A 20,622-nucleotide genomic window follows, 5' to 3' on the forward strand; every position below is an offset into this window, starting at 1 on the left:
CATCGGAGGGACTTTCGTCCTCTATCCTGCGTCCTGCCCCCGCCCGGACCTAGCCCTGACCCCACCGGTAACACAACCGCAAGTTCACCGGCTTCGCGCAAGGCGTTGAGGGTCAGCCCCACAGGCCGGAACACAGACTCTCGATAACTGCCTCGCGCCGCAGAAGATCGGCGGTCCAACTCGGGATGGTGTCATGACCGAACTCGCCCACCAGCCGGTTCCGGACCAGAGCCGTCCATCGGCACTTCAACTCGCGCGTACGTTCTGACCCGATCAATCGAGCGATGTCCCGACCCAGAAGCTCCGCGGATGCCAGCAGGCGATCGACCTCCGCGGCCAGCAGAATCGCATTGCCTTCATCAGTGTCGTAGAGCCGCTCTTCTACCTCCGCCCATCCGGCGTACCAATACGCCACCGTGGCAATGTCGGCGCCGTCCCGGAACTCGTTGTCCAGGCATCGATTGGCCCAGGCCGACAACTTCAGCGCGCAGTATCCGGCTGGATCAGGGAGCCGAACCTCGAGATCCGGGCCCAGCGGAAGTACCAGCGACCCACCAAAAACCTCATTGAACGCGAAGACGTCCATAGACTCGTCCCGTCGCACCGGTAGCACCGAGCCCACCGGGTCCTCCACCTCACCGAACGGTACGAGGTCGACCGCAATCTCCCGTACCAGGTAGCGAATCCCATTGTCGCCCACCGGCCGCAATCTCTTGACCAGGTTGTCGAACGGCGCCCAGGCGGGTAGAGCGATAGCAACGTCAACATCTGTCGTCGCACGCAAGGGAAAGCCGTGGCCTAGGCCGGCATGAAGGATGTCCCGGCACGAAGCTCCGACGATCATGATGTCGGCCGGCTCGAGATCTCCAAGCTCCAAGAGCTCCTCGACGACCAGCCGCGCCAGGTCGAGCTGTCTGACGTTGACACCTTCAAAACTGAGCAAGGTCGGCTCTCAACTGGTGAGCAGCTTCTCGTTGACGCGACTCGCCGGTTGCCATCAGGTCGGCGTACGCCAGCGTCCACGGCGCCAACAGCTTGCCGTCCGACAGTTCCTTGGGCTCTCCGGGGTCCGTCCAGAACTTCCGCCTGACGACTATGTTCGGCTGCTCATCCGAACGCCAGCGGTTGCGGATCGCCAGCATCGGATCCAGCTCGTCCACGTAGATGGTCAACGAGACTGGCCGGATCATCCGCGGGACAGCCGACTCGCCACTGACGAAGATCGGCTGATCCGGACGGACAGCTCGCGCTTCACCGATATCACCAGAGAACTCACCGAGCCGCAGAGTCGGCGCCAGCCCTGACGGATAGGTAGCGGTCCAGTGATCCAGCAGTTCCTCGCCGTCGCGAAGCTCCCGTTCCCGGCCCGGGCTCAGATAACCGTTCCGCTCCAGAAGCTCGAGACAATCGTGGGCGAGACCAGACGAGACCCCGGCCACTGAGGCAAGTTCCCTAACGCTTGCCCGCGCAAGACGAGGCCAGGTCACCAGGGCGAAGACCACTCGCGCCCGACGGGCACTGAAGAGGTTGACCGATCGCGCCGGTACTGACGATCTGGACAAGGGCACCGAGCTCCGGCGCCCTCTGATATCTATCAGGACATCTTCGAACGAGATGTAGGCGTTTCCCGCGCTGTCTAGGTATTGCACATCCGCTTCTCGCAGGGCGTTCGCGGATCGCTCAGTGATCCGCTCGCCGAGCACGAGGAGTGGGTGGTCCGCCGCCCAGCGTTTCAGCTGAACGATCTCCATGAAGGTCATGTCTCGCCTGTAGGCCAGCCAGTAGGGCGCCCGCACGTTGCGCCGCAGGATCCCGCCAGGCACAGCTCCATCGGAGGCAAGCACCTCGGGCACGGTCGGGCCGTAGATATCCAGACCGATTGCGTCCAGTTGCTCGCTGAGGAGCGAAGCGATCTGGGATTCCATCTGAACTCACTCCGTTCAATTTTGCATCGTGTTCAATATAGCTGAACATGTCCGGAGGCTGAACGCGGCTCGCCAAATTCACAGATGCGTGCGGACCACCCGCACTCTGGTGCCGACGAGCGGTGACAGGTCGGCGATGAACTCGTCGCGCAGATTCCAGTTGTTGAAGCAGACGCCGAAGTTGGCGACGTAGAAGGTCCACCTGCCCGGCCAGTCGCCCAGCGGCGTCACGACACCGCACACGACGCACTGCAGCGTCGGCTCGGGCCCCGAGAACCACACCTCGGCCAAGGCGGCATGCGCATCCTCGTCGGCGTCACTCCCACACTCCGGGCAGGTGGGTGGCGTGTAGTTCCCCATCGGATGGTGCACCGTCCGGCCCACCTCCAGATCGATCCCGCAATTGCTCATCGTGAGGATGTGGCCCTCGGGGTCCTCGTCGGCCAGCCTGTACTGCGGTCCTGCGGCGAGCTCGCTCGGATGCATGAGCTTGTCCCGTTGGCTGTTGACCTGGGCGCTGCCGCGATCGAGCAGCCACTGCCGAACCCGGGCAGCCCTGGCAGGCGCCTCCTCCTCGGACACAGCGAGGTCGACCAGGGTGATGAAGTTGTCGCTCACAGGCCTCCGATCGCCTTGGCCCTGGCCAGGACGGCGTCTGTCATGGGTTCGGTGAGTTTGCCGGTGAAGGTGTTCTGCTGGCTGGGGTGGAAGCAGCCGAGGACGGTGACTTCGCCGTACGGGCCTGGTACTACGTACTCCACCGCGTGCCCGAATTTCGGGCGTGGGGACGGCACCGCGCCGCCGACGGCTTGCAGGGCGTTCAGCAGGACGTCGAAGCCGAATTTGCCCAGGCAGACGATCGCGCGGGTCGAAGGGAGGACCAGCTCCAACTCGGCATGAAACCACGGAGCGCAGGTGTCGCGTTCCTCCGGCGTCGGCTTGTTGGCGGGTGGCGCGCAGCGGACGGCGGCCATCATCCGGGCGCCGATGAGCCGCAGCCCGTCGCCGGCGTGCTCGCTAGTCGGTTGATTAGCCAACCCGACGCGATAGAGCGAGGCGAAGAGCCAGTCGCCCGAGCGGTCGCCGGTGAAGACCCGGCCGGTGCGGTTGCCGCCGTGGGCAGCGGGGGCCAGTCCGGCGATCAGGATTCGCGGCGAAGGATCGCCCCAGCCGGCGATCGGGCGGCCCCAGTACGGCTGGTCGGCGAAGGACTTTCGCTTGCCTAGGGCAACATCTTCGCGCCACTCGACCAGCCGGGGACACGCACGACAGACGGACACCCTGGCGTCGAGTTCCGCCAGGTCGTCCGTCCGTGCGAGCTTGAGGACTTCCGCCGCGTCGTGGGCGACCGGAGTACTGCCGGCCGCCGGATCCTCGGGCCAGCCGGTGCCCGGTGGTACCGGGCTCTCGTACAGCTTCCCGGTCAACGGGTGCGGCAGCTTCATGCCCTCAGCGTAGAACCGTCAGATGACAAGCTCCTCCAGGAGCGGATCCGGCGTCGTCTTCGTGACCCGGCGAGTGGCCGGGATGGCGAGGGCCAGGACGACCGCAGCCGCCGAGAATGCCGCCAGCAGGTGGAACGTGTCGGTGAAGCCGGACTCAGCGGGCAGGCCCGAAGGCTGAAGGTGGCCGGTGATGATGGAGCTGGCCACCGCCGTACCGATCGATCCGCCGATGGTGCGGATGTTGGCGTTCATCCCGGTGGCCGCGCCGGTCTGCTCACGGGGCACGTTCTGCACGATCAGGCTGGTCATCGACGCGTACGCCAACCCGAGCCCCACACCGAAGAGCGCTGTCGAGAGCGCAAGCTGCCACGGCGAGTCATGCAGCCGCGCGAACAGCAGCGCCGCGACCAGGCTCAGCGCCGAACCCGAGACCACCTGAGTCTTCGCCCCGAAGCGCGATGCCAACGCCCCGCTCAGCGAACCAGCGATGGCCATCGTGATCAGCATCGGCAGCATCAGCAGTCCGGCCTGCGACACGCTCGAGCCGAATCCGAAACCCGCGGCCTTAGGGATCTGTACGAACTGCGGCACGAACGCGTAGACCGCGAACATCGCGGCGCCGAACAGCAACGCCACCAGGTTGGTCGTCCAGACGGCCGGCAACCGCATCATCCGCATGTCGATCAGCGGGTTCTTCGAGCGCAGCTCGACGGTGATCCAGCTGGCCAGCAGCACGGCGGCTGCGACGAACAGGCCGACGGTACGGGCGGATCCCCAGCCCCAGGACCGGCCGATGCTCAAGGGCAGCAACAACGCGATCAGCCAGCCGGAGAGGAGGAGGGCGGCGAGCCAGTCGATCCGGCCGGGCACCCGATTCGGCGACTCAGGGATGTACCGGCGTACCAGCACCGCGGCGGTCGTGACGACGGCGAGCGGGATCCAGAACAGCCAGCGCCAACCGAGCGCCTCCACGATCGGTCCGGCCAGTACGATCCCGAGCCCACCGCCGACCGCGATCACCGACGACACCAGGCCGACCACGGACGGGACCCGCTCAGCGGGGAACTCGTCGCGGATGATGCCGAACGACAGCGGGAAGACCGCCGCGCCGAGGCCCTGGACCACCCGGGCCGCGATCAGTACGCCGATGTTCGGCGCGATCGCCGCGAGCAGGCAACCGATCGCGAGGGCGACCAGGCCGGCGAGCAGAGTGCGCTCCTTGCCGACCATGTCGCCGACCCGGCCGAGCAGCGGGGTCGATACGGAAACCGAGAGGAGCAGGGCGGTGAACACCCAGGTGACGAGGGCTGGAGTGGTGTGCAGGTCGCGCTGGATCAGCGGCAGTGCCGGGGTCACCAGCGACTGCAGCATGGAGAAAGCAGCCACGACGGTCGCCAGCACGGCCAGCGTCGTTCGTGGAGAGGTATGCCTGATTCTGGGCATGCGGAAGTCCTTCGAGAGGGTGTGAGCGTGCCCCGATCTGCTAAAGTCGAGGTATGCCTCCACTATAACGGAGGAGGGCCTCCGGTTCTAGTGGATAGGGTGGTTGGGGTGACTGAGACCACAAACGCGCGTGGCAGCCTGGGCGTCGCGATCAAGCGCCCGCACCGGGCGGACGCCCGCCGCAACTTCGACGCCCTGCTGGCCGCCGCCCGGGATGCCTTCGCCGAGCACGGCTCCGGGGCCTCGCTGGAGGACATCGCCCGGCGGGCAGGCGTCGGCATCGGGACGCTCTACCGGAACTTCCCGACCCGCCAGGACCTCTTCGACGCCGTCTACTTCGGCGAGATCGAGGAGCTGTGCCAGGCCGCGGACGAGGTCGCCGACCTGCTGCCGTGGGAGGCGCTCGAGACCTGGCTGCAGCGCTTCGTCGGGTACGCCGCCACCAAGCGCGCGATCTACGAGGAGCTGAACCGCGACTCGGACCTGTTCCGCACCGCCCGCGAGGCGATGTACGACGCCGGCCAGCCTCTCTTCGACCACGCCCAGGCCTCCGGCGCCATCCGCCCCGACACCAACTTCGACGACGTCCTCCGCATGGTCAGCGGCCTCACCGCCGCCGGCTTCGTAGACGAATCCCAACGCACCCGAGTCCTCAACCTAGCCCTAGACGGCCTCCGCCCCCGCTAGCGCCTTACTGGCGGGCGAGGGCTAGGGCTACTCCGTCGAGGATGTCGTGTTCTGAGACGAGGACGCCGTCGTAATCGAGGCGGTCGTGGAGGCGTTGGAGGATGAGGGCGCCGGCGCCGATGACGTCTACCCGGCCGGGGTGGATGGCCGGTACTTCGGAACGCGCCATTCTCGTCGAGCCCATCAGCCACGAGGTGGTGTCGAGCAGCAGGTCGGACGGGATTCGGGCGTGGTGGATCACGCCTGGGTCGTACTCGGTGAGCTTGAGCGCGACCGCAGCCACCGTCGTCACCGTCCCGGCTACACCGATCAAACACCGTGCCTCCGACAGCGGCACGACCGTCGAATCGAGCAACGCGTCGACGTCCTTCGTCGCGGCAGCCATCTCCTCGACCGTCGCGGGGTCGGAGTGCAGGTGCCGCTCCGTCATGCGCACAGAGCCCATGTCGAGCGATTCCGACGCCATTACGCCGTCAGCATCGCCCAGTACCAACTCAGTCGACCCGCCACCGATGTCGGCCACCAGGTACGGCCCCGGCACCTCCAGCGCCGCCAGCCCGCTCGTCGCGCCCTGGAAGCTCAGCGCGGCCTCCTCGTCACCGGAGATGATGTCCGGCACGACACCAAGCCGCTCGGAGACGCCAGCGAAGAACTCGTCCCGGTTGCTCACATCCCGAGCCGCCGACGTCGCGACGAACCGCACCCGATCCACCTCGGCGGCGCGAATGATCTCGGCGTACTCCGCGCAGGCGGCGAACGTCCGCACCAACGCGTCAGCAGCAAACACTCCAGTGGAGTCGACCCCTTGCCCGAGCCGCACCACCCGCATCTGCCGATCAACCTCGACCAGCGAACCGTCGACGTAGTCCGCGATCAGCAACCGGATCGAGTTGGTCCCACAGTCGATCGCCGCAACCCGCACCGACTCCGCATCATCAGCCGCGTCCGAGTTCGGCGAACCACCAAGTACATATCCTTCAGAGCCGACGTCGTCAGACACAAGGCCCCCGCCGACCCCAGTCAGGGAGCATGGCCAGCGCCTCGTCACCCAGCGGATTCACCCCAGGCCCAGCAGCCAGTGAATGCCCAACCAACACATGCAGGCACTTCACCCGAGTCGGCATCCCACCCGCGCTGATTCCGTCCACCTCAGGCACGTCACCCAGCAACGCGCGCCGCCGCAGATAATCCTCATGCGCCAATCGATACCGACCAGCCAGCTCCTCGTCCAAAGCCAGCCGGTCCGTCATCTCCTTCATCACGCCCTCCGCCTCCAACCGCCCGATCGCCGAGGCGAGTCGCGGGCAGGTGACGTAGTACGTGGTCGGGAACGGCGTCCCGTCGGGCAGCCGCGGCTCGGTCTCGACCACATCGGGCAGCCCGCAACCGCAGCGATGCGCGATCGAACGGATCCCGCGGGCGGGGCGGCCGAGTTGCTCGCTGACGGCCGTAACGTCCTCGGGTGTAACGCTCACCTGCTGCCTTTCGGTGGTGCGGTCAGTACCGGCTTGGGGGTCGGCTTCGGCGTGGCCGGTTTGGCCGGCGCGGGCGGATTGCCGGCACCCTCGACGCTCCCCCACAGCTTCGTGTACCAGGTCGGCTTCTGCGGATCCGCGTGCGGATCGGCCGGTCCGGCCGGCTCGGGCGGGGCGCCGACGGGCTTGCCGTCCGCTCCGATCACCCGGTACCCGACCTCGCCCGGCATCACCCAGCCGAGCCGTTGCCGGGCCTGCGCCTTGACGTAGGCGTCGTCGTTCCAGCGCTCGACCTCGTCGCCCAGCTGGTCCACCCGCGTCTCGCGGTCCTTGATCTCCTGCTGCAACGAGCTGATCTGCTGGTGCTGGTCGAACCAGACCCGCAGGCTCTGCGCGTACGAGACGATCAGCGCACCGAGCACGAGCAGCACGACGGCTGCCCGGCCGGTGAGGTTGCGCGAACCCCTGGTGCGAGGCGTGCCCGCGCCAGGGGTTCCCGTCGTACGACGTTTCGGCGGCTGGTTGCCGTCCCTTCGGGCAGGCGGGCGCGACTGGCTACGACTCGTCGGTCGCGAGCCTGGGCGCGCACCTGGATCCCGGCGGGAGGACATCTGCCAAGCCTACGTCGGTCAGCCCTTGAATCGCGGGAAGGCCGAGCGACCGGCGTACCGGGCCGCGTCGTCGAGCTCTTCCTCGATCCGGAGCAGCTGGTTGTACTTCGCCGTACGGTCGGACCGGGCCGGCGCGCCGGACTTGATCTGGCCGCAGTTGGTCGCCACCGCGAGGTCGGCGATCGTGGTGTCCTCGGTCTCGCCGGACCGGTGGCTCATCATGCAGGCGAAGCCGTTGCGGTGGGCGAGGTCGACGGCGTCCAGCGTCTCGGTCAGCGAGCCGATCTGGTTCACCTTGACCAGCAGGGCGTTGGCCGCCTTCTCGTCGATACCGCGCTGCAGCCGCTCGACCTGGGTGACGAACAGGTCGTCGCCGACCACCTGGATCTTGTCGCCGAGCTGGGCGCTGAGGTTCTTCCAGCCGTCCCAGTCCTCTTCGTTCAGCGGGTCCTCGATCGACACGATCGGGTACGCCGCCACCAGGTCCGCGTAGTACGCGATCATCTCGTCGGCCGACTTCTTGCCGCCCTCGAACGCGTACACGCCGTCGGTGTAGAACTCGCTCGCCGCCACGTCCATGGCCAGCGCGATGTCCTCGCCCGGCTTGAAGCCGGCCCGCTCGATGGCGACCAGGATCAGGTCCAGCGCGTCGCGGTTGCTCGGCAGGTTCGGCGCGAAGCCGCCCTCGTCGCCGAGGCCGGTGGACAGGCCCTTCTCCTTCAGTACCGCCTTCAGCGCGTGGTAGACGGTCGCACCCTGCATCAGGGCGTCCGAGTACGTCGATGCGCCGATCGGGGCGATCATGAACTCCTGCACGTCGACATTGCTGTCCGCGTGCGAGCCACCGTTGAGGATGTTCATCATCGGCACCGGGAGCACGTGCGCGTTCGGGCCGCCGACGTAGCGGTAGAGGTCCAGGCCGGCGCTCTCGGCGGCTGCCTTGGCGACCGCGAGGCTGACGCCGAGGATGGCGTTCGCGCCCAGCTTGGACTTGTTCGGCGTACCGTCCAGGTCGATCAGGGCCTGGTCGATCAGCCGCTGCTCGTGGACGTCGTAGCCGACGATCTCCTTGTCGATGTCCTCCAGGATGGCCGTGATGGCCTTCTGGACACCTTTGCCGCCGTACCGGGACTTGTCCCCGTCACGCAGCTCGACGGCCTCGAACTGGCCGGTGGAAGCTCCCGACGGCACTGCCGCCCGGGAGACGGTGTCGTCGTCGAGGAGAACCTCGACCTCGACAGTGGGGTTACCGCGCGAGTCAAGAATCTCGCGGGCGCCGACGGCCTCGATGGTGGCCACATCTACTCCCTTGTTCACACCTGATGTCAGCCCGAGCCTAGCGGCCAGACCAGTCGGCCCCGTGGACCGCGTCTCCCTTCAGCACTTGGGAGATCGCTTCAGGCGGTACCGACCGGACCAGCAGAACTCCGTTGGGCGCTTGGAAAACCGGCTGATCGAGCTTGGCCGGGTCGATCCCGAGCAGGACGTCGACCCTGGATCGCCTGCCCACATGGCTGTTCGGGCTCGGCGCGAGATGGACGTGAGTACGCCGGCCCGGGTGCAGGCCGGTCCGCAGGATCTCGTCCAGCACTGTCAGGTTCGTACCGTGCCACAGCTGGTCGACGGGCTGAACCGGTCGCCAACTGTTCTCCAAAGCTTCACAGGTGACCTGCATTCCGTCGGCGGAGTGGCCTTGGCAGGCCCGGATCCGGTCCCCGTCGACCTCCAGACGCGCCTTGTCGTTGTGCTCGACGGCTGCTGCGAGGGCAGTACGGTCCATTCTCAGGACTTTGCAGACGTCTTCGATCAACACCCAGCCGTCTGGGGTCATCGCGAGTCCACGGGCGCCTGCCGTGTGTCTGAGCAGTCGGGACAACTGCCTGCTGGCCTGGCTCACGTGACGAAGCGTGTCAGGAGGGTGCGAAGCGTGTCGAGCCTCGCGTCCGTGGGGCGGTTGCGACGGGTGACGACGTAGTAGCGCACCGGCGGGAGGTCTTTGACCGGGATGGTTCGCACAGCTGCCGGCGTACGGACGAATCCGTTGACGACTGCCGGGCCGACGCCGAGACGGACGAAGTGGACCAGGAGAGCCCAGCCTTCCGCCTCCACCGCGACGGTCCAGTCGACGCCGGCGTCGAGCAGGCCGCGCTCAAGTTGCTGCCGATGTGGGCGGGTCTTCGGCGGTACGACGAGAGCCTCGCCCTGCAGGTCCTTCAGCCGGACCGTACGCCGGTCCGCCAGGCGGTGCTCTGGTCGGACCGCGAGCACTTGCGGGTACTGCGTGAGCAGCTCGCACTCGAGGTCGTCGGGCGGGATGGTGAGCGCCGTGACGCCGAAGTCGGCGGTGCCGTCGCGGATTGCGGCGATCGTGGCGTCCGAGTCGGTCGTCATCAGGCGAAGGCCGGGCTCGCGTGCGAGGTACCGGCGGAGGACGTCGCCGATGACGTACAGGTAGGCGCCGGAGCCGGCCGCGAGCACGAGCGGCCGCGGCGGCAGTACGTCGAGCGAGTCGAGGAACGCGGCTGCGCGGGTGCGAGTGTCGTTGGCGAAGGCGGCGAGCTGGTCACCCGTAGCGGTCAGCAACAGGTTGCGACCTTGGCGCTCGTAGAGCTGTTTGCCCAACGTCTGCTCCAGTTTGCGGATCCTGGCGTGCAGCGCCGGCTGGCTGACATGCAGCTCACCGGCCGCGTGGGTGAAGTTCCGATGCTTGGCGAAAACGGCGAACGCTTCCAGGTCCTCGGCCACCAACCGATCAAGAATCATCACCCCAAACTATAGCTTTGGCGTCTATTAATAGTTCTGTCGACATAGTCGCGCCGCCCACGCTTAACCCATGAACAGATTGGGAATCGATATAGGCCGCGTCATCATCAACAGCCCACCCGGCCAAGACACCGCCTTCTTCGGCGGCACCCCGGAGGCCGCCCTCCAAACCCCCGCCGTCCCCGGCGCCTTCGACACCATCCCCCGCCTGGTCGACCTCTTCAACGGCCAAGCCTGGCTCATCTCCAAATGCGGCCCGAGAATCCAGCAACGCTCCCTAGCCTGGCTCCACCACCACAACTTCTTCACCCACACCGGCATCCCCGCCGAAAACGTCCGCTTCTGCCTCCGCCGCCCCGACAAGGCAATCCACTGCGCCGACCTATCCATCACCCACTTCATCGACGACAAGGCCGACGTCCACCAAGCCCTCACCGGCCTAGTCCCCCACCGCTACCTCTTCGGCCCGCAGAAATCCATCCCGGCCGACCTGACCCACACGCCCACCTGGCCCACAGCCGAAGCCGCAATCACAGCCGACCTCGCCAGATACCCGATGGAGCCACAACGGCAATAGAATCAGCCCATGAACGACCGGCTCGGCGACCTGCTGGCAGAGCTCGCGAAGCAACACAGCCCAGCAACCGAGGAAGAACTGGCACGGGCCCGCGCCGAATGGCCCGATCTCCCCGCGAGTGCAATCACCCACCGCAGGCACTTGCGGCGCTCCGGTCGGGGATCGGCTGGCAGGTTATTCGACCGGGAGCGCTAGCCGCCCAAGAACCTGCTAGTGGCCCGTGTCAATTGCTGGTGAACCAGCGGTGGGCGTCGGCTAGGCCGATCTGGTTGCCGTCGGCGGCGGTGAGGCCGGTTTGTACGTTGGTTGAGAGGCGCCAGGCTTCTCCAGGTCGCCGACCGGGGTCTGGGAGAGCTGGTGCACCCGAGCGAGCGTCGTACCGACGGCTTGCTGGTCTTCCGGGGTGGCCAGCAGGGGGTTGCCGCCGACGTACTCCAGTACGGCGAATTGCCGGTCGCCCCAGCGCTCCACCAGATGGCCGTCGCGACTGGGGATCGGTGCGCCGTCGGTGAGCTGCACCTGCGTCAGGCGGTCGCGGGGAGCGTCGAAGGAATTAGCGGGCTTCGGCGGTTCGTACTTGGTCGGCGATGCGGTGGGTGGCGGTGCGGAGGGCTTGTTCGGGGTCTACGCCTAGGGCGCGGGCCTCTCGGACCAGTTCCAGAAGTGCGTCGCCGATCCGAGCGTTCTCGTCTGTTGCTGCCGCGGGCGGCAGTTGATCGGGCAGGACCTTGGCGGCTCGGCCCAGGACCTTGTCGGCTAGCGCCAAAGCCGGGAGGGCTAGGGGGATGCCTTCTAGGACTGAGGTTCGTTGTTTTTCGGCTGCTTTGATGGTTTCCCAGTTGGCCTCGACTGCGGCGGAGTCGGTGGCGGTGACGTCGGCGAAGACGTGGGGGTGGCGGCGGATGAGTTTTTCGACGAGGGTGCCGGCTACGTCGTCGATGGAGAAGCCGTCGTCTTCTTCGGCTACCTCTTCGGCGATTCGGGCGTGGAAGGCTACCTGGAGCAGGAGGTCGCCTAGTTCTTCGCGGAGGTGGATGTAGTCGCCGGAGTCGATGGCTTCGAGGGTTTCGTAGGTTTCCTCGAGGAGGTAGCGCGCCAGCGACTCGTGGGTCTGTTCCTGGTCCCAGGGGCAGTTGGTGCGGAGGCGGTCCATCACGCGGACGAGGTCGATCAGGCGGGCGCCTGGTACGTCGTACGAGCCGTGGACGATCTCGACCTCGTACGAAGGGCGCTCATCGCGGCTCAACGTGTCGGCGATCAGCCGCAGCAGTCCGGGCTCGCCGTCTTCGCCGACCAGCCAGGCTACGCGGGCACCCGCCGAGGCGGCGCCAACAAGCCAGGTCCACTGGTCGGCTACGTCACCGAGAATGTGCTGGACGACCAGGCCGGACCCGATCAGCGCCTGGACGTCAGGCCGTGAGGGCCCGGCCGAGGCGCCGATCGCGGAAGCGTCGGTGAAGACCTGCCAGCCGGCCCGGGTCAGCAACCCGGGCGCGACCCGTGGACTGGTCAGGACGACCTTGATCGAACCCGTCAAAGGCTCAGCCCTGCGGCTCGGCCGGCGGCTGCTCAGCGGGCGCGGACGGCGTCGCGGCCGGCTTGCTCTGCTCGGACAGCTTCGACAGCGAGCCCGAACCGTCCTTGAGCTGGGTGCCGTCCCAGGTGCCGAAGCGCGGCGCGATGTCGACGGTGATGTTCTTCGCCGCCTCCTCGACCAGCTTGGCGCCCTCGGTGCTCTGCTGCTGCGCATTCGGGTCGGTGATCGACCCGGTGCCGCCGGCCAGCTTGATCTGGCCGACCACGGCGCGCGCCGCGGCCCGGAGGAAGTCGCTGGTGACCGGGTTGGCCGCGAACTTCGGGTACAGCGACTGGTCCACGACGACCTTCATGGCCGGCACGATCTCGGCGTCGCTGACCTTGATCGAGCGCTGGTCCAGCACCTGGGCGGCCAGCTCGTTGTTCACCAGGATCTTCAGCACGGCCGCGGGGGCGATCTGCTGCTGCCCGCCGACCGCGCTCTGGATCGCCGCGGTGCTCTTGTCCAGGTCGGTGACGCTGATCTCCTTGTCGCCGATCGTCGCCGCCGCGCCCGGGTGCGTGCCCGCGGCACAGCCGCCGAGCAGCAGGACCGAGGCCAGGCCTGCGCCGACAACCTGCGCCGCACGAAGCCGTCGCGAAGTGCTCACCGAATCTCCTCGAATCTTCCAGTTCATGGTCAGACCGCTGCGCCGACCGGCTCGGCGATCACGTCGTCGATCAGTCTCGCGCACCATTGCAGCAGCTCCTGGTCGCGAAGCGGCTGACCGGCGACCGGCCGGGTGGCAGGTCTCGGCACCAGGATCGTACGCAGTTGCGGCTTGACCAGACTCTTCGGGTACAGCCTGTTCAGCCGGAGCACCTTCGAATCGGGCAGCTCGACCGGCCCGAACCTGATCAGATTGCCCTGCAGGGTGACGTCGTGCAGCCCCGCCCGGCGGGCGTGGTTGCGGAACTTCGCCACCTCGATCAGGTTCAGCACCGGCTGCGGGATGTCGCCGTACCGGTCGTGCAGTTCCTCGACCAGCTCCGCGATGCCGTCCTCGTCCCGTACTGCGGCCAGCCGCTGGTACATCTCCAGCCGCAACCGCTGCGAAGGCACGTAATCGTGTGGCAGGTGAGCGTCGATCGGCAGCTCGATCTTGACCTCGGGCTCGTCGGCCTGGGTGTCACCCCGGTACTCCGCGACCGCCTCGCCCACCAATCGGACGTACAGGTCGAACCCGACATCCGCGATGTGCCCGGACTGCTCGCCACCGAGCAGGTTGCCGGCGCCGCGGATCTCGAGGTCCTTCATCGCGACCTGCATACCGGCGCCGAGGTCGGCGTGCTGCGCGATCGTGGCCAGCCGGTCGTGCGCCGTCTCGGTGAGCGGCTTCTCCGGCGGGAAGAAGAAGTACGCGTACGCCCGCTCGCGTCCACGCCCGACCCGGCCGCGCAGCTGGTGCAGCTGCGAGAGCCCGAGCAGGTCGGAGCGCTCGACGATCAGCGTGTTCGCGTTGGAGATGTCGATGCCCGACTCGACGATCGTCGTACAGACGATGACGTCGGACTCCTTCTCCCAGAACCCCTGGATGACCTGCTCGAGCTGGTGCTCGGGCATCTGGCCGTGCGCGACCGTGACGCGCGCCTCGGGCACGAGCTGGCGGATCCGCGCGGCCGCCTTCTCGATCGTGTTGACCCGGTTGTGGACGAAGAAGACCTGGCCCTCGCGAAGCAGCTCGCGCCGGATCGCGGCGGTCACCTGGCCCTCTTCGTACGCGCCGACGAAGGTCAGTACCGGGTGCCGTTCCTCCGGCGGGGTGGCGATCGTGGACATCTCCCGGATGCCCGTGATCGACATCTCCAGCGTGCGCGGGATCGGCGTCGCCGACATCGTCAGTACGTCGACAGCGGTCCGCAACTGCTTGAGCTGCTCCTTGTGCTCGACACCGAAGCGCTGCTCCTCGTCGACCACGACCAGCCCGAGATCCTTGAACGCGACCTCACCACCGAGCAGCCGGTGCGTACCGATCACCACGTCGACCGAACCGTCGGCCAGCCCATCGAGAGTCCCCTTGGACTCCTTCTCGGTCTGGAACCGCGACAACGGCGCGACATTCACCGGGAACGCGGCGTACCGCTCCGAGAAGGTCGCGTAGTGCTGCTGAACGAGCAGCGTGGTCGGAACCAGTACTGCGACCTGCTTACCGTCCTGTACCGCCTTGAAAGCAGCCCGTACGGCGATCTCCGTCTTGCCGTACCCGACATCGCCGCAGACGATCCGGTCCATCGGCGTGACGCGTTCCATGTCGTGCTTGACGTCGTCGATGGTGGCCAGCTGGTCGGGCGTCTCGACGAACGGGAACGCGTCCTCCAGCTCACGCTGCCAGGGAGTGTCCTTGGCGAACGCGTGCCCCTTGGTCGCCTGGCGCGCGGCGTACAGCTTGATCAGCTCGCCGGCGATCTGGCGGACCGCCTTGCGCGCACGGCCCTTGCGCTTGGCCCAGTCGCCGCCGCCCATCTTGTCGAGCGTGGGCTGCTCGCCACCGACGTACCGGGTGACCTGGTCGAGCTGGTCGGTCGGCACGTACAGCCGGTCGCCGGGTTGACCGCGCTTGCTCGGCGCGAACTCGATGACGATGTACTCGCGGGTGGCCTTCTGTGCCCCGGTACCAACGGTGCGCTGGAGCATTTCGGCGTACCGGCCGACGCCGTGCTGTTCGTGGACTACGTAGTCGCCCGGCGCGAGCTCGAGCGGGTCGACCGTCTTCTTGCGGCGGCTCGGCATCCGTTGCTGGGAACGCCGTTCGGCCGCCGATCGCTGGCCGGCGAGGTCGTTCTCGGTGAGCACCGCGAACTTGATGCCCTCGGCAATGAACCCGCGATCGAGGGCGCCCTGCGAAATCTGCACGACGCCGGTCGGCGGGATGCCGTCGATGCTGTCGACGGTCCGCGCGGGCAGCTCGGCCTCGGAGAAAACTTCGGCCAGCCGCTGGGCCGGACCATGACCTTCGGTGACGCAGACGACGCGCCAGCCGTCGCGCAGCCAGCCGCGCACATCCTCAACGGCAGCAGCGGTTTCGCCACGGTACGGGTCGACCTCATGTGCCGCGACGATCCGGCTGCGGACCGCGCCGGCGTCCGCATCAATGTCGATCGAGACCCGCTCGCCCATCGAGTCGCGCAGCTCGGCAGGCGCGTCCGTCGGAGCCGCCGCGAACGGTGACATGCTCCACCAGGCAAGGCCCTTGGCGAGCGCATGCGACCGGACATCGGCCAGCGACATGTACGCCGCTGCGCCAAGGTCGATCGGAGCGTCGCCACCACCGGCGGCCGCGGCCCAGGATGCCTCCAGGAACTCCTGACTGGTCGCAACCAGGTCGTGCGCCCGCGCCCGGACCCGCTCGGGGTCGCTGACGACGACGTGAGTGCCGGCCGGCATCAGGTCGACGAGCAGCTCCATGTCGTCGACGAGGACGGGCGCGAGCGACTCCATCCCTTCGACCGCATGGCCTTCGGCGAGCTTCTCGAACAGCTCGGACAGCTCCGGGTGCTCCTTGGCCAGTACTGCGGCCCGCGAGCGCACCTCGTCCGTCAGCAACAGTTCACGGCAGGGCGGGGCCCACAGGCCGTGCTGGGCGATCTCCAGGGATCGCTGGTCGGCGACTGCGAAGTACCGGATCTCCTCGACGTCATCGCCGAAGAAGTCGACCCGGAGCGGGTGCTCCTCGGTCGGCGGGAAGACGTCGATGATGCCGCCACGGACGGCAAATTCGCCCCGGCGCTCGACCAGGTCGACCCGGTTGTACGCCGCCGCGGAAAGGCGCTCGACGACGTCCTCGAGCTCGACGGAGTCGCCGACGTGCAGCTGGACCGGGCGGAGATCGGCGAGTCCGGCGACCTGGGGCTGCAGTACGGACCGTACGGGCGCGACGAGGATCTTGATCGGGCCAGTGGTCTCGTCCGACGGGTCGGGGTGCGCGAGCCTGCGGAGTACGGCGAGGCGGCGGCCGACCGTGTCGGAGCGGGGCGACAGGCGCTCGTGCGGGAGCGTCTCCCAGGCGGGGTAGTAGGCGACGGTACCGGGCTCGACCAGGCATTGCAGCGCCTCGGTGAGCTCCTCGGCTTCGCGGAAGGTGGCGGTGACGGCCAGGACCGGACGATCCGCTCCTTGGGCGGCCGCGAGGGCAGCCATCAGCACCGGGCGGATCGGCCCGGGAGCGCTCAGGTCGAGCGTCGTGATGCCGTCGTTCTTGGCGTCACGAACGGCCTCGGCCACCACCGGATCGGTGATCAGGGTGTCGACCAGACCGGCCAGTTTCACGAGTTGTACTTCCCTTGGGTCACTTCGAGGCCATCCGTCATCAAGGACTCCACCGCGTCTGCCGTCCGGTCGACGGCGAACGGGAGGTCCTTGCGTTCGGTTGAGGAGAACTCGTTCAGTACGAAGTCCGCGGGGCTCTGCCGCCCAGGTGGGCGTCCCACCCCGAACCGGACTCGATAGTAGTCACCCGTGCCAACCGACTTGCGGATCGACTTGAGCCCGTTGTGGCCGTTGTCGCCGCCGCCGAACTTGGCGCGCAGTACGCCGAAGTCGATGTCCAGCTCGTCGTGCAGCACGATCATCGATGTCGGCTCGACCTTGAAGAACTTCAGCAGGCCGGAGACCGGGCCGCCGGACTCGTTCATGTACGACCGGGGCTTGGCCAGGATCGTCCGGATGCCGCTGATCCGGGCCTCCACCACCTCGGCCTTGGCCTGCTTGTGCTGCTTCCAGTTGCCGCCGACCCGGGAGACGAGCTCGTCGGCGACCATCTGGCCGACGTTGTGCCGGGTCTTGACATAGGAAGGGCCGGGATTCCCCAGCCCGACGACCAACCACACGTCGTCCGCCACGAATCCCGGCCCTTCCTGTTGAAGCTTTTGTACTGCGGCGTGCTTACGCCTCGGCGGCGACCGGCTCGTCCCGCTCGATGCCGGCCTCGGCCTCGGCTTCGGCCATCTCGGCGTCGGCCTGGGCCGCGGTCTGCGCGGCGGTGATGTTGACGATCAGGGTCTCCGGCTCGACAGCCAGCGTCGTACCGGCCGGCAGCTTCAGGTCGGACGCGTGGATCTGGGCGCCGGCGTCCAGGCCCTCGATGGAGACGGTGACGCCATCGGGGATGTGGGTGGCCTCGGCCTCGACCAGGATGGTCGCGTTCTCGAGCACGACCAGGGTCTCGCTGACGGCCTCGCCCTCGAGGTGCACCGAGATCTCGACCTGGACCTTCTCACCGCGCTTCACGATGACCAGGTCGACGTGCTCGATGGTGTTCTTGATCGGGTCGCGCTGGACCTGCTTCGGCAGGGCGAGCAGGCTCTCCGAGCCCTCGACCTCGATCAGCAGCAGGGCGTTGGCGGTCTTCAGCGCCAGCATGGTGTCGTGACCGGGCAGCGTGATGTGCACCGGGTCCGTGCCGTGGCCGTACAGAACGGCGGGCACCTTGTGGTCCCGGCGGATACGGCGGGCAGCACCCTTGCCGAACTCCGTGCGCGACTCGGCTTGGATCTTGACCTCGGCCACGAGATGAACTCCTCAAGTGCGTTGCGGTGAAATGTCGTCGGTGGTGTTACACAAGTTGCTAGAGCCTCAGCGGGCACGTCTTGACTCCCGTACAGGCGTCAGGCAACGAACCACCGCGTCGATCACGGAGCCGCTCCCGACAGTTCGCGGGTGAGCGCGACTGTGTCCGGGGGGCGTCCCTCGCCGAGGCAACCAAAACAGTTTACCCACGACTCAGCCCAGACAGGAAATCCGTTCTGGGGGTGACTTTCTTCCGGTCCCCTGCCGCCACCGCTGACCACCCCCGGCTGAGCGCGATTACGCCGTAGGGTTGTGAAAATGAGGATTGTCTCTTTGCTGCCGTCGGCCACCGAGATCTGTTTCGCTCTCGGTGGCGGCGACGACGTGCTCGGCGTGACCTTCGAATGCGACTACCCGAGCGAGGCGCGAGCCCGCCGGATCGTCTCCACCACCAACCTCCCCGAGGGCCTCACCCCGCTCCAGATCGACACCGCCGTCCGCGAACGCGTCGCCGCCGGCGAGGACCTCTACAAGCTCGACCGCGACGCCCTCCGCGACGTCTCCCCCGACCTCGTCATCACCCAGGACCTCTGCGCCGTCTGCGCGATCGACATCGACGACGTCGAGGAGGCACTCTCCTACCTCGGCTGCCAGGCCGACGTGGTGACCACCGACCCGCACGACCTCGACGAGGTGTTCGAGTCGATCGAGCTGATCGGCAAGGCCATCGGTCGTCCAGCCGGCCGCTTCGTCGAGGACCTCCGCAAGCGCCTGGCGAAGGTCCGCATCCAGGGCAGTACGCGGGTGATGGTGCTCGAGTGGACCGATCCGCCGTTCGCGCCCGGCCACTGGATCCCGGAGATGATCGAGTACGCCGGTGGTGTCAGCGTCCTCGGCACGGCCGGCCTCCGCTCCGTACGCACCACCTGGCCCGCCATCGAAGCGGCCCGCCCCGAGGTCATCGTCTGCGCCCCCTGCGGTTTCGACCTGGACGCCGCGAGCGCCCTCACCCAGGACCTGCTCGACAACAACAGCCTGCCGAGCGACGTACCGGTCTGGGCCGTCGACGCGAACGGCTGTTTCGCCCGCCCCGGCCCACGCCTGGTCGACGGCGTAGAAGCCCTGGCCGGCCTCCTCCACGACGGCCCAGTCGACCCCGCCGTGGCGCGCCGCCTCAGATAACGTCATCCGTATGACTGACGTTCAGGTGGTGCGGGTGTTCGCGGATCCGGCCGGCAACTTCGGGAACAAGCTCGGGGTGGTGCTCGACGGCGCCTCGGTCCCCGATCCGGCCGATCGGCAGAAGCTTGCGGCCGAGCTGAACTACCCCGAGACGATCTTCTTCGACGATCTCGAGCGGGCCGAGTTCAAGATCTACACCCCGGCGATGGAGCTCCCGTTCGCCGGCCACCCATCGGTCGGCGCCGCCTGGGTACTCACTCGCGAGCTGGGCAAGGCACCCGACGTACTACGGCCTCCGGCCGGCGAAGTACCCACCTGGCAGGAAGGCGACGACGTCTGGGTCCGCGGCCCACTCGCCTCCGCACCCCCTTGGTGGCACGAACGCCTCGACTCCCCCGAGGCAGTCGACCAACTCACCGGCCCCCTCACTCCCGAACAGGACGCCACGCAACTCTGGGCCTGGGAAGACGAGGCGGCCGGTACCGTCCGGGTCCGCGTCTTCGCCCGCCGCTTCGGCATCCCCGAAGACGAGGCCTGCGGCTCCGCCTCCATGCGCCTAGCCGCCGCCTTGGGCCGCCGCCTAACCATCCACCACGGCAACGGCTCCCTAGTCCTGGCTCAGCCGGGCCCACCGTCGTACGCCGAAGTAGGCGGCCGCGTCGTCATCGACTGAGCTTCGTCCAGACCTCACGGAGGGCCCGGGCCGCGTCGCCTTCAAGCCCGGCTGCGTCGAGTGTCTCGGCCAGCTCGTCGAACTCCGGTCCCCACCGCCACGCCACACTCCGCAGCGTCTCCGGCAGCCCCGGATCCTTCAACGACCCCGCATCTCCCCGGACCTGCTGAGCCACCAACGCGTCCGTCACCCCATGCTTCTCAGCCAACTGAAAAGCCAGCACCGCGAGGGCTGCCTTGCCCTTGTTGTACAGCGCATAAGCCGACTTGGCCGCCGAAGCCGCCCCCACCGTCTCCCCCACCACCATCGGCGTCACCGCGGTCCCGGCCCACAGCTCGGCGGCTGTCGAGGCGGCGGAGCCGGAGAGCATCAGGTGGGTGGGGCTCGGGCCGCCGGTGGGTGGCGGGCCGACTACGCCGGCGTCCACAAAGGTTGCAGCGGGTAGTGCATCCTGCGCTTCCTGGAGGGATTTCGGGGAGAGCGGGTTGGCCTCGACGTAGATCCCACCGAACCCAGCCGCACCAACCTCCCGCGCGATCTCGACCGCCCCTTGCGGCGCACAGGAACAGAGCACGACCTCAGCCGACCCCACCGCGTCAGCGAAGGAAGTACCGATCAATCCGGCGGCCTCAGCCCGCTCGACCGAAGCCTGACTACGCCCGGCGGGGACCCAGTGGACTTCGTGGCCTGCGGCAACCAGTTGCCGGGCCAGCTGCGAGCCCATCGCGCCGGGGTGGAAGACAGCGATCCGCATTCAGCA

The 20,622-nt window shown here is 67.7% G+C and carries 23 protein-coding genes; 5 read left to right on the top strand and 18 right to left on the bottom strand.

From position 1 onward, the window contains the following. Nucleotides 1-112: 112 nt before the first annotated feature. The 5 genes from OHA70_RS03380 to OHA70_RS03400 all read right to left on the bottom strand — a co-directional run bounded on the left by OHA70_RS03380 (nucleotide 113) and on the right by OHA70_RS03400 (nucleotide 4,813). Nucleotides 113-943: a hypothetical protein gene (locus tag OHA70_RS03380; RefSeq protein WP_328328382.1), complete on the bottom strand. Its 831-nt coding sequence runs from the start codon at nucleotides 941-943 to the stop codon at nucleotides 113-115. Continuing rightward, complete coding sequence (locus tag OHA70_RS03385) at nucleotides 930-1,925, bottom strand: type IV toxin-antitoxin system AbiEi family antitoxin (RefSeq protein ID WP_328328383.1); 996 nt, start codon at nucleotides 1,923-1,925, stop codon at nucleotides 930-932. The genes OHA70_RS03380 and OHA70_RS03385 overlap by 14 nt, the downstream gene beginning before the upstream one ends. Before the next feature lie 78 nt (nucleotides 1,926-2,003). Beyond that, entirely contained in the window at nucleotides 2,004-2,543 is a 540-nt protein-coding gene (locus OHA70_RS03390) for a hypothetical protein (protein ID WP_328328385.1), read from the bottom strand. After that, a complete protein-coding gene (locus OHA70_RS03395; protein WP_328328387.1) occupies nucleotides 2,540-3,370 on the bottom strand; it encodes a uracil-DNA glycosylase in 831 nt (276 codons plus the stop codon). Before OHA70_RS03395 ends, OHA70_RS03390 begins: the two co-directional genes overlap by 4 nt. 18 nt (nucleotides 3,371-3,388) lie before the next feature. Further along, nucleotides 3,389-4,813 (bottom strand): MFS transporter, encoded by a 1,425-nt coding sequence (locus tag OHA70_RS03400; RefSeq protein ID WP_328328389.1) that lies wholly within the window; start codon nucleotides 4,811-4,813, stop codon nucleotides 3,389-3,391. A 108-nt stretch (nucleotides 4,814-4,921) separates the two neighbouring features. Between OHA70_RS03400 and OHA70_RS03405 the strand changes: the two genes are divergently transcribed. Next, nucleotides 4,922-5,500 (top strand): TetR/AcrR family transcriptional regulator, encoded by a 579-nt coding sequence (locus tag OHA70_RS03405; protein WP_328328391.1) that lies wholly within the window; start codon nucleotides 4,922-4,924, stop codon nucleotides 5,498-5,500. Nucleotides 5,501-5,504: 4 nt separating this feature from the next. On the opposite strand, the gene OHA70_RS03410 is transcribed toward OHA70_RS03405, so the two are convergent. From OHA70_RS03410 to OHA70_RS03435, 6 genes are all read right to left on the bottom strand, one after another. Beyond that, nucleotides 5,505-6,422 (bottom strand): Ppx/GppA phosphatase family protein, encoded by a 918-nt coding sequence (locus OHA70_RS03410; protein WP_328335025.1) that lies wholly within the window; start codon nucleotides 6,420-6,422, stop codon nucleotides 5,505-5,507. A 70-nt stretch (nucleotides 6,423-6,492) separates the two neighbouring features. Next, nucleotides 6,493-6,975 carry a DUF501 domain-containing protein gene (locus OHA70_RS03415; RefSeq protein WP_328328393.1) on the bottom strand — a complete coding sequence of 161 codons (483 nt, stop codon included), beginning with the start codon at nucleotides 6,973-6,975 and terminating at the stop codon, nucleotides 6,493-6,495. Then, nucleotides 6,972-7,406 (bottom strand): FtsB family cell division protein, encoded by a 435-nt coding sequence (locus OHA70_RS03420; RefSeq protein WP_328328395.1) that lies wholly within the window; start codon nucleotides 7,404-7,406, stop codon nucleotides 6,972-6,974. Before OHA70_RS03420 ends, OHA70_RS03415 begins: the two co-directional genes overlap by 4 nt. Before the next feature lie 198 nt (nucleotides 7,407-7,604). After that, nucleotides 7,605-8,885: a phosphopyruvate hydratase gene (eno, locus tag OHA70_RS03425; RefSeq protein ID WP_328328397.1), complete on the bottom strand. Its 1,281-nt coding sequence runs from the start codon at nucleotides 8,883-8,885 to the stop codon at nucleotides 7,605-7,607. A 37-nt stretch (nucleotides 8,886-8,922) separates the two neighbouring features. Beyond that, entirely contained in the window at nucleotides 8,923-9,483 is a 561-nt protein-coding gene (locus OHA70_RS03430; protein WP_328328399.1) for an RNA 2'-phosphotransferase, read from the bottom strand. Then, nucleotides 9,480-10,349, bottom strand: coding sequence for a LysR family transcriptional regulator (locus OHA70_RS03435; RefSeq protein WP_328328401.1), 870 nt, complete (start codon nucleotides 10,347-10,349; stop codon nucleotides 9,480-9,482). The genes OHA70_RS03430 and OHA70_RS03435 overlap by 4 nt, the downstream gene beginning before the upstream one ends. Nucleotides 10,350-10,419: 70 nt before the next feature. Between OHA70_RS03435 and OHA70_RS03440 the strand changes: the two genes are divergently transcribed. Further along, on the top strand, nucleotides 10,420-10,926 hold the full coding sequence (locus tag OHA70_RS03440) for a hypothetical protein (protein ID WP_328328403.1): 507 nt from the start codon (nucleotides 10,420-10,422) through the stop codon (nucleotides 10,924-10,926). Nucleotides 10,927-10,935: 9 nt separating this feature from the next. Further along, complete coding sequence (locus tag OHA70_RS03445; protein WP_328328405.1) at nucleotides 10,936-11,121, top strand: hypothetical protein; 186 nt, start codon at nucleotides 10,936-10,938, stop codon at nucleotides 11,119-11,121. A 60-nt stretch (nucleotides 11,122-11,181) separates the two neighbouring features. Here the strand turns inward: OHA70_RS03445 and OHA70_RS03450 are convergent, their stop codons facing one another. The 6 genes from OHA70_RS03450 to OHA70_RS03475 are packed head-to-tail and all read right to left on the bottom strand — an operon-like array spanning nucleotide 11,182 to nucleotide 18,007. Beyond that, on the bottom strand, nucleotides 11,182-11,445 hold the full coding sequence (locus OHA70_RS03450) for a hypothetical protein (RefSeq protein ID WP_328328407.1): 264 nt from the start codon (nucleotides 11,443-11,445) through the stop codon (nucleotides 11,182-11,184). A gap of 34 nt (nucleotides 11,446-11,479) precedes the next feature. Further along, complete coding sequence (locus OHA70_RS03455) at nucleotides 11,480-12,463, bottom strand: MazG family protein (protein WP_328328409.1); 984 nt, start codon at nucleotides 12,461-12,463, stop codon at nucleotides 11,480-11,482. Nucleotides 12,464-12,467: 4 nt separating this feature from the next. Then, nucleotides 12,468-13,112, bottom strand: coding sequence for a hypothetical protein (locus OHA70_RS03460; RefSeq protein ID WP_328328411.1), 645 nt, complete (start codon nucleotides 13,110-13,112; stop codon nucleotides 12,468-12,470). 29 nt (nucleotides 13,113-13,141) lie between these two features. Next, a complete protein-coding gene (gene mfd, locus OHA70_RS03465; protein WP_328328413.1) occupies nucleotides 13,142-16,768 on the bottom strand; it encodes a transcription-repair coupling factor in 3,627 nt (1,208 codons plus the stop codon). Next, entirely contained in the window at nucleotides 16,765-17,340 is a 576-nt protein-coding gene (pth, locus tag OHA70_RS03470) for an aminoacyl-tRNA hydrolase (protein ID WP_328328415.1), read from the bottom strand. Before pth ends, mfd begins: the two co-directional genes overlap by 4 nt. Nucleotides 17,341-17,383: 43 nt before the next feature. Then, entirely contained in the window at nucleotides 17,384-18,007 is a 624-nt protein-coding gene (locus tag OHA70_RS03475) for a 50S ribosomal protein L25/general stress protein Ctc (RefSeq protein ID WP_328328417.1), read from the bottom strand. A 318-nt stretch (nucleotides 18,008-18,325) separates the two neighbouring features. Here OHA70_RS03475 and OHA70_RS03480 point away from each other — a divergent pair, with 318 nt between their 5' ends. Continuing rightward, nucleotides 18,326-19,189, top strand: a complete 864-nt coding sequence (locus OHA70_RS03480) for a cobalamin-binding protein (RefSeq protein ID WP_328328419.1) — start codon at nucleotides 18,326-18,328, stop codon at nucleotides 19,187-19,189. Nucleotides 19,190-19,199: 10 nt separating this feature from the next. Then, nucleotides 19,200-19,862, top strand: coding sequence for a PhzF family phenazine biosynthesis protein (locus OHA70_RS03485; RefSeq protein WP_328328421.1), 663 nt, complete (start codon nucleotides 19,200-19,202; stop codon nucleotides 19,860-19,862). Here the strand turns inward: OHA70_RS03485 and OHA70_RS03490 are convergent. Next, complete coding sequence (locus OHA70_RS03490) at nucleotides 19,852-20,616, bottom strand: NAD(P)-binding domain-containing protein (RefSeq protein ID WP_328328423.1); 765 nt, start codon at nucleotides 20,614-20,616, stop codon at nucleotides 19,852-19,854. The two genes, OHA70_RS03485 and OHA70_RS03490, sit on opposite strands and share 11 nt — an antisense overlap. Nucleotides 20,617-20,622 lie beyond the last annotated feature (6 nt).

The organism is Kribbella sp. NBC_00382, assembly GCF_036067295.1.
GTDB lineage: Bacteria > Actinomycetota > Actinomycetes > Propionibacteriales > Kribbellaceae > Kribbella.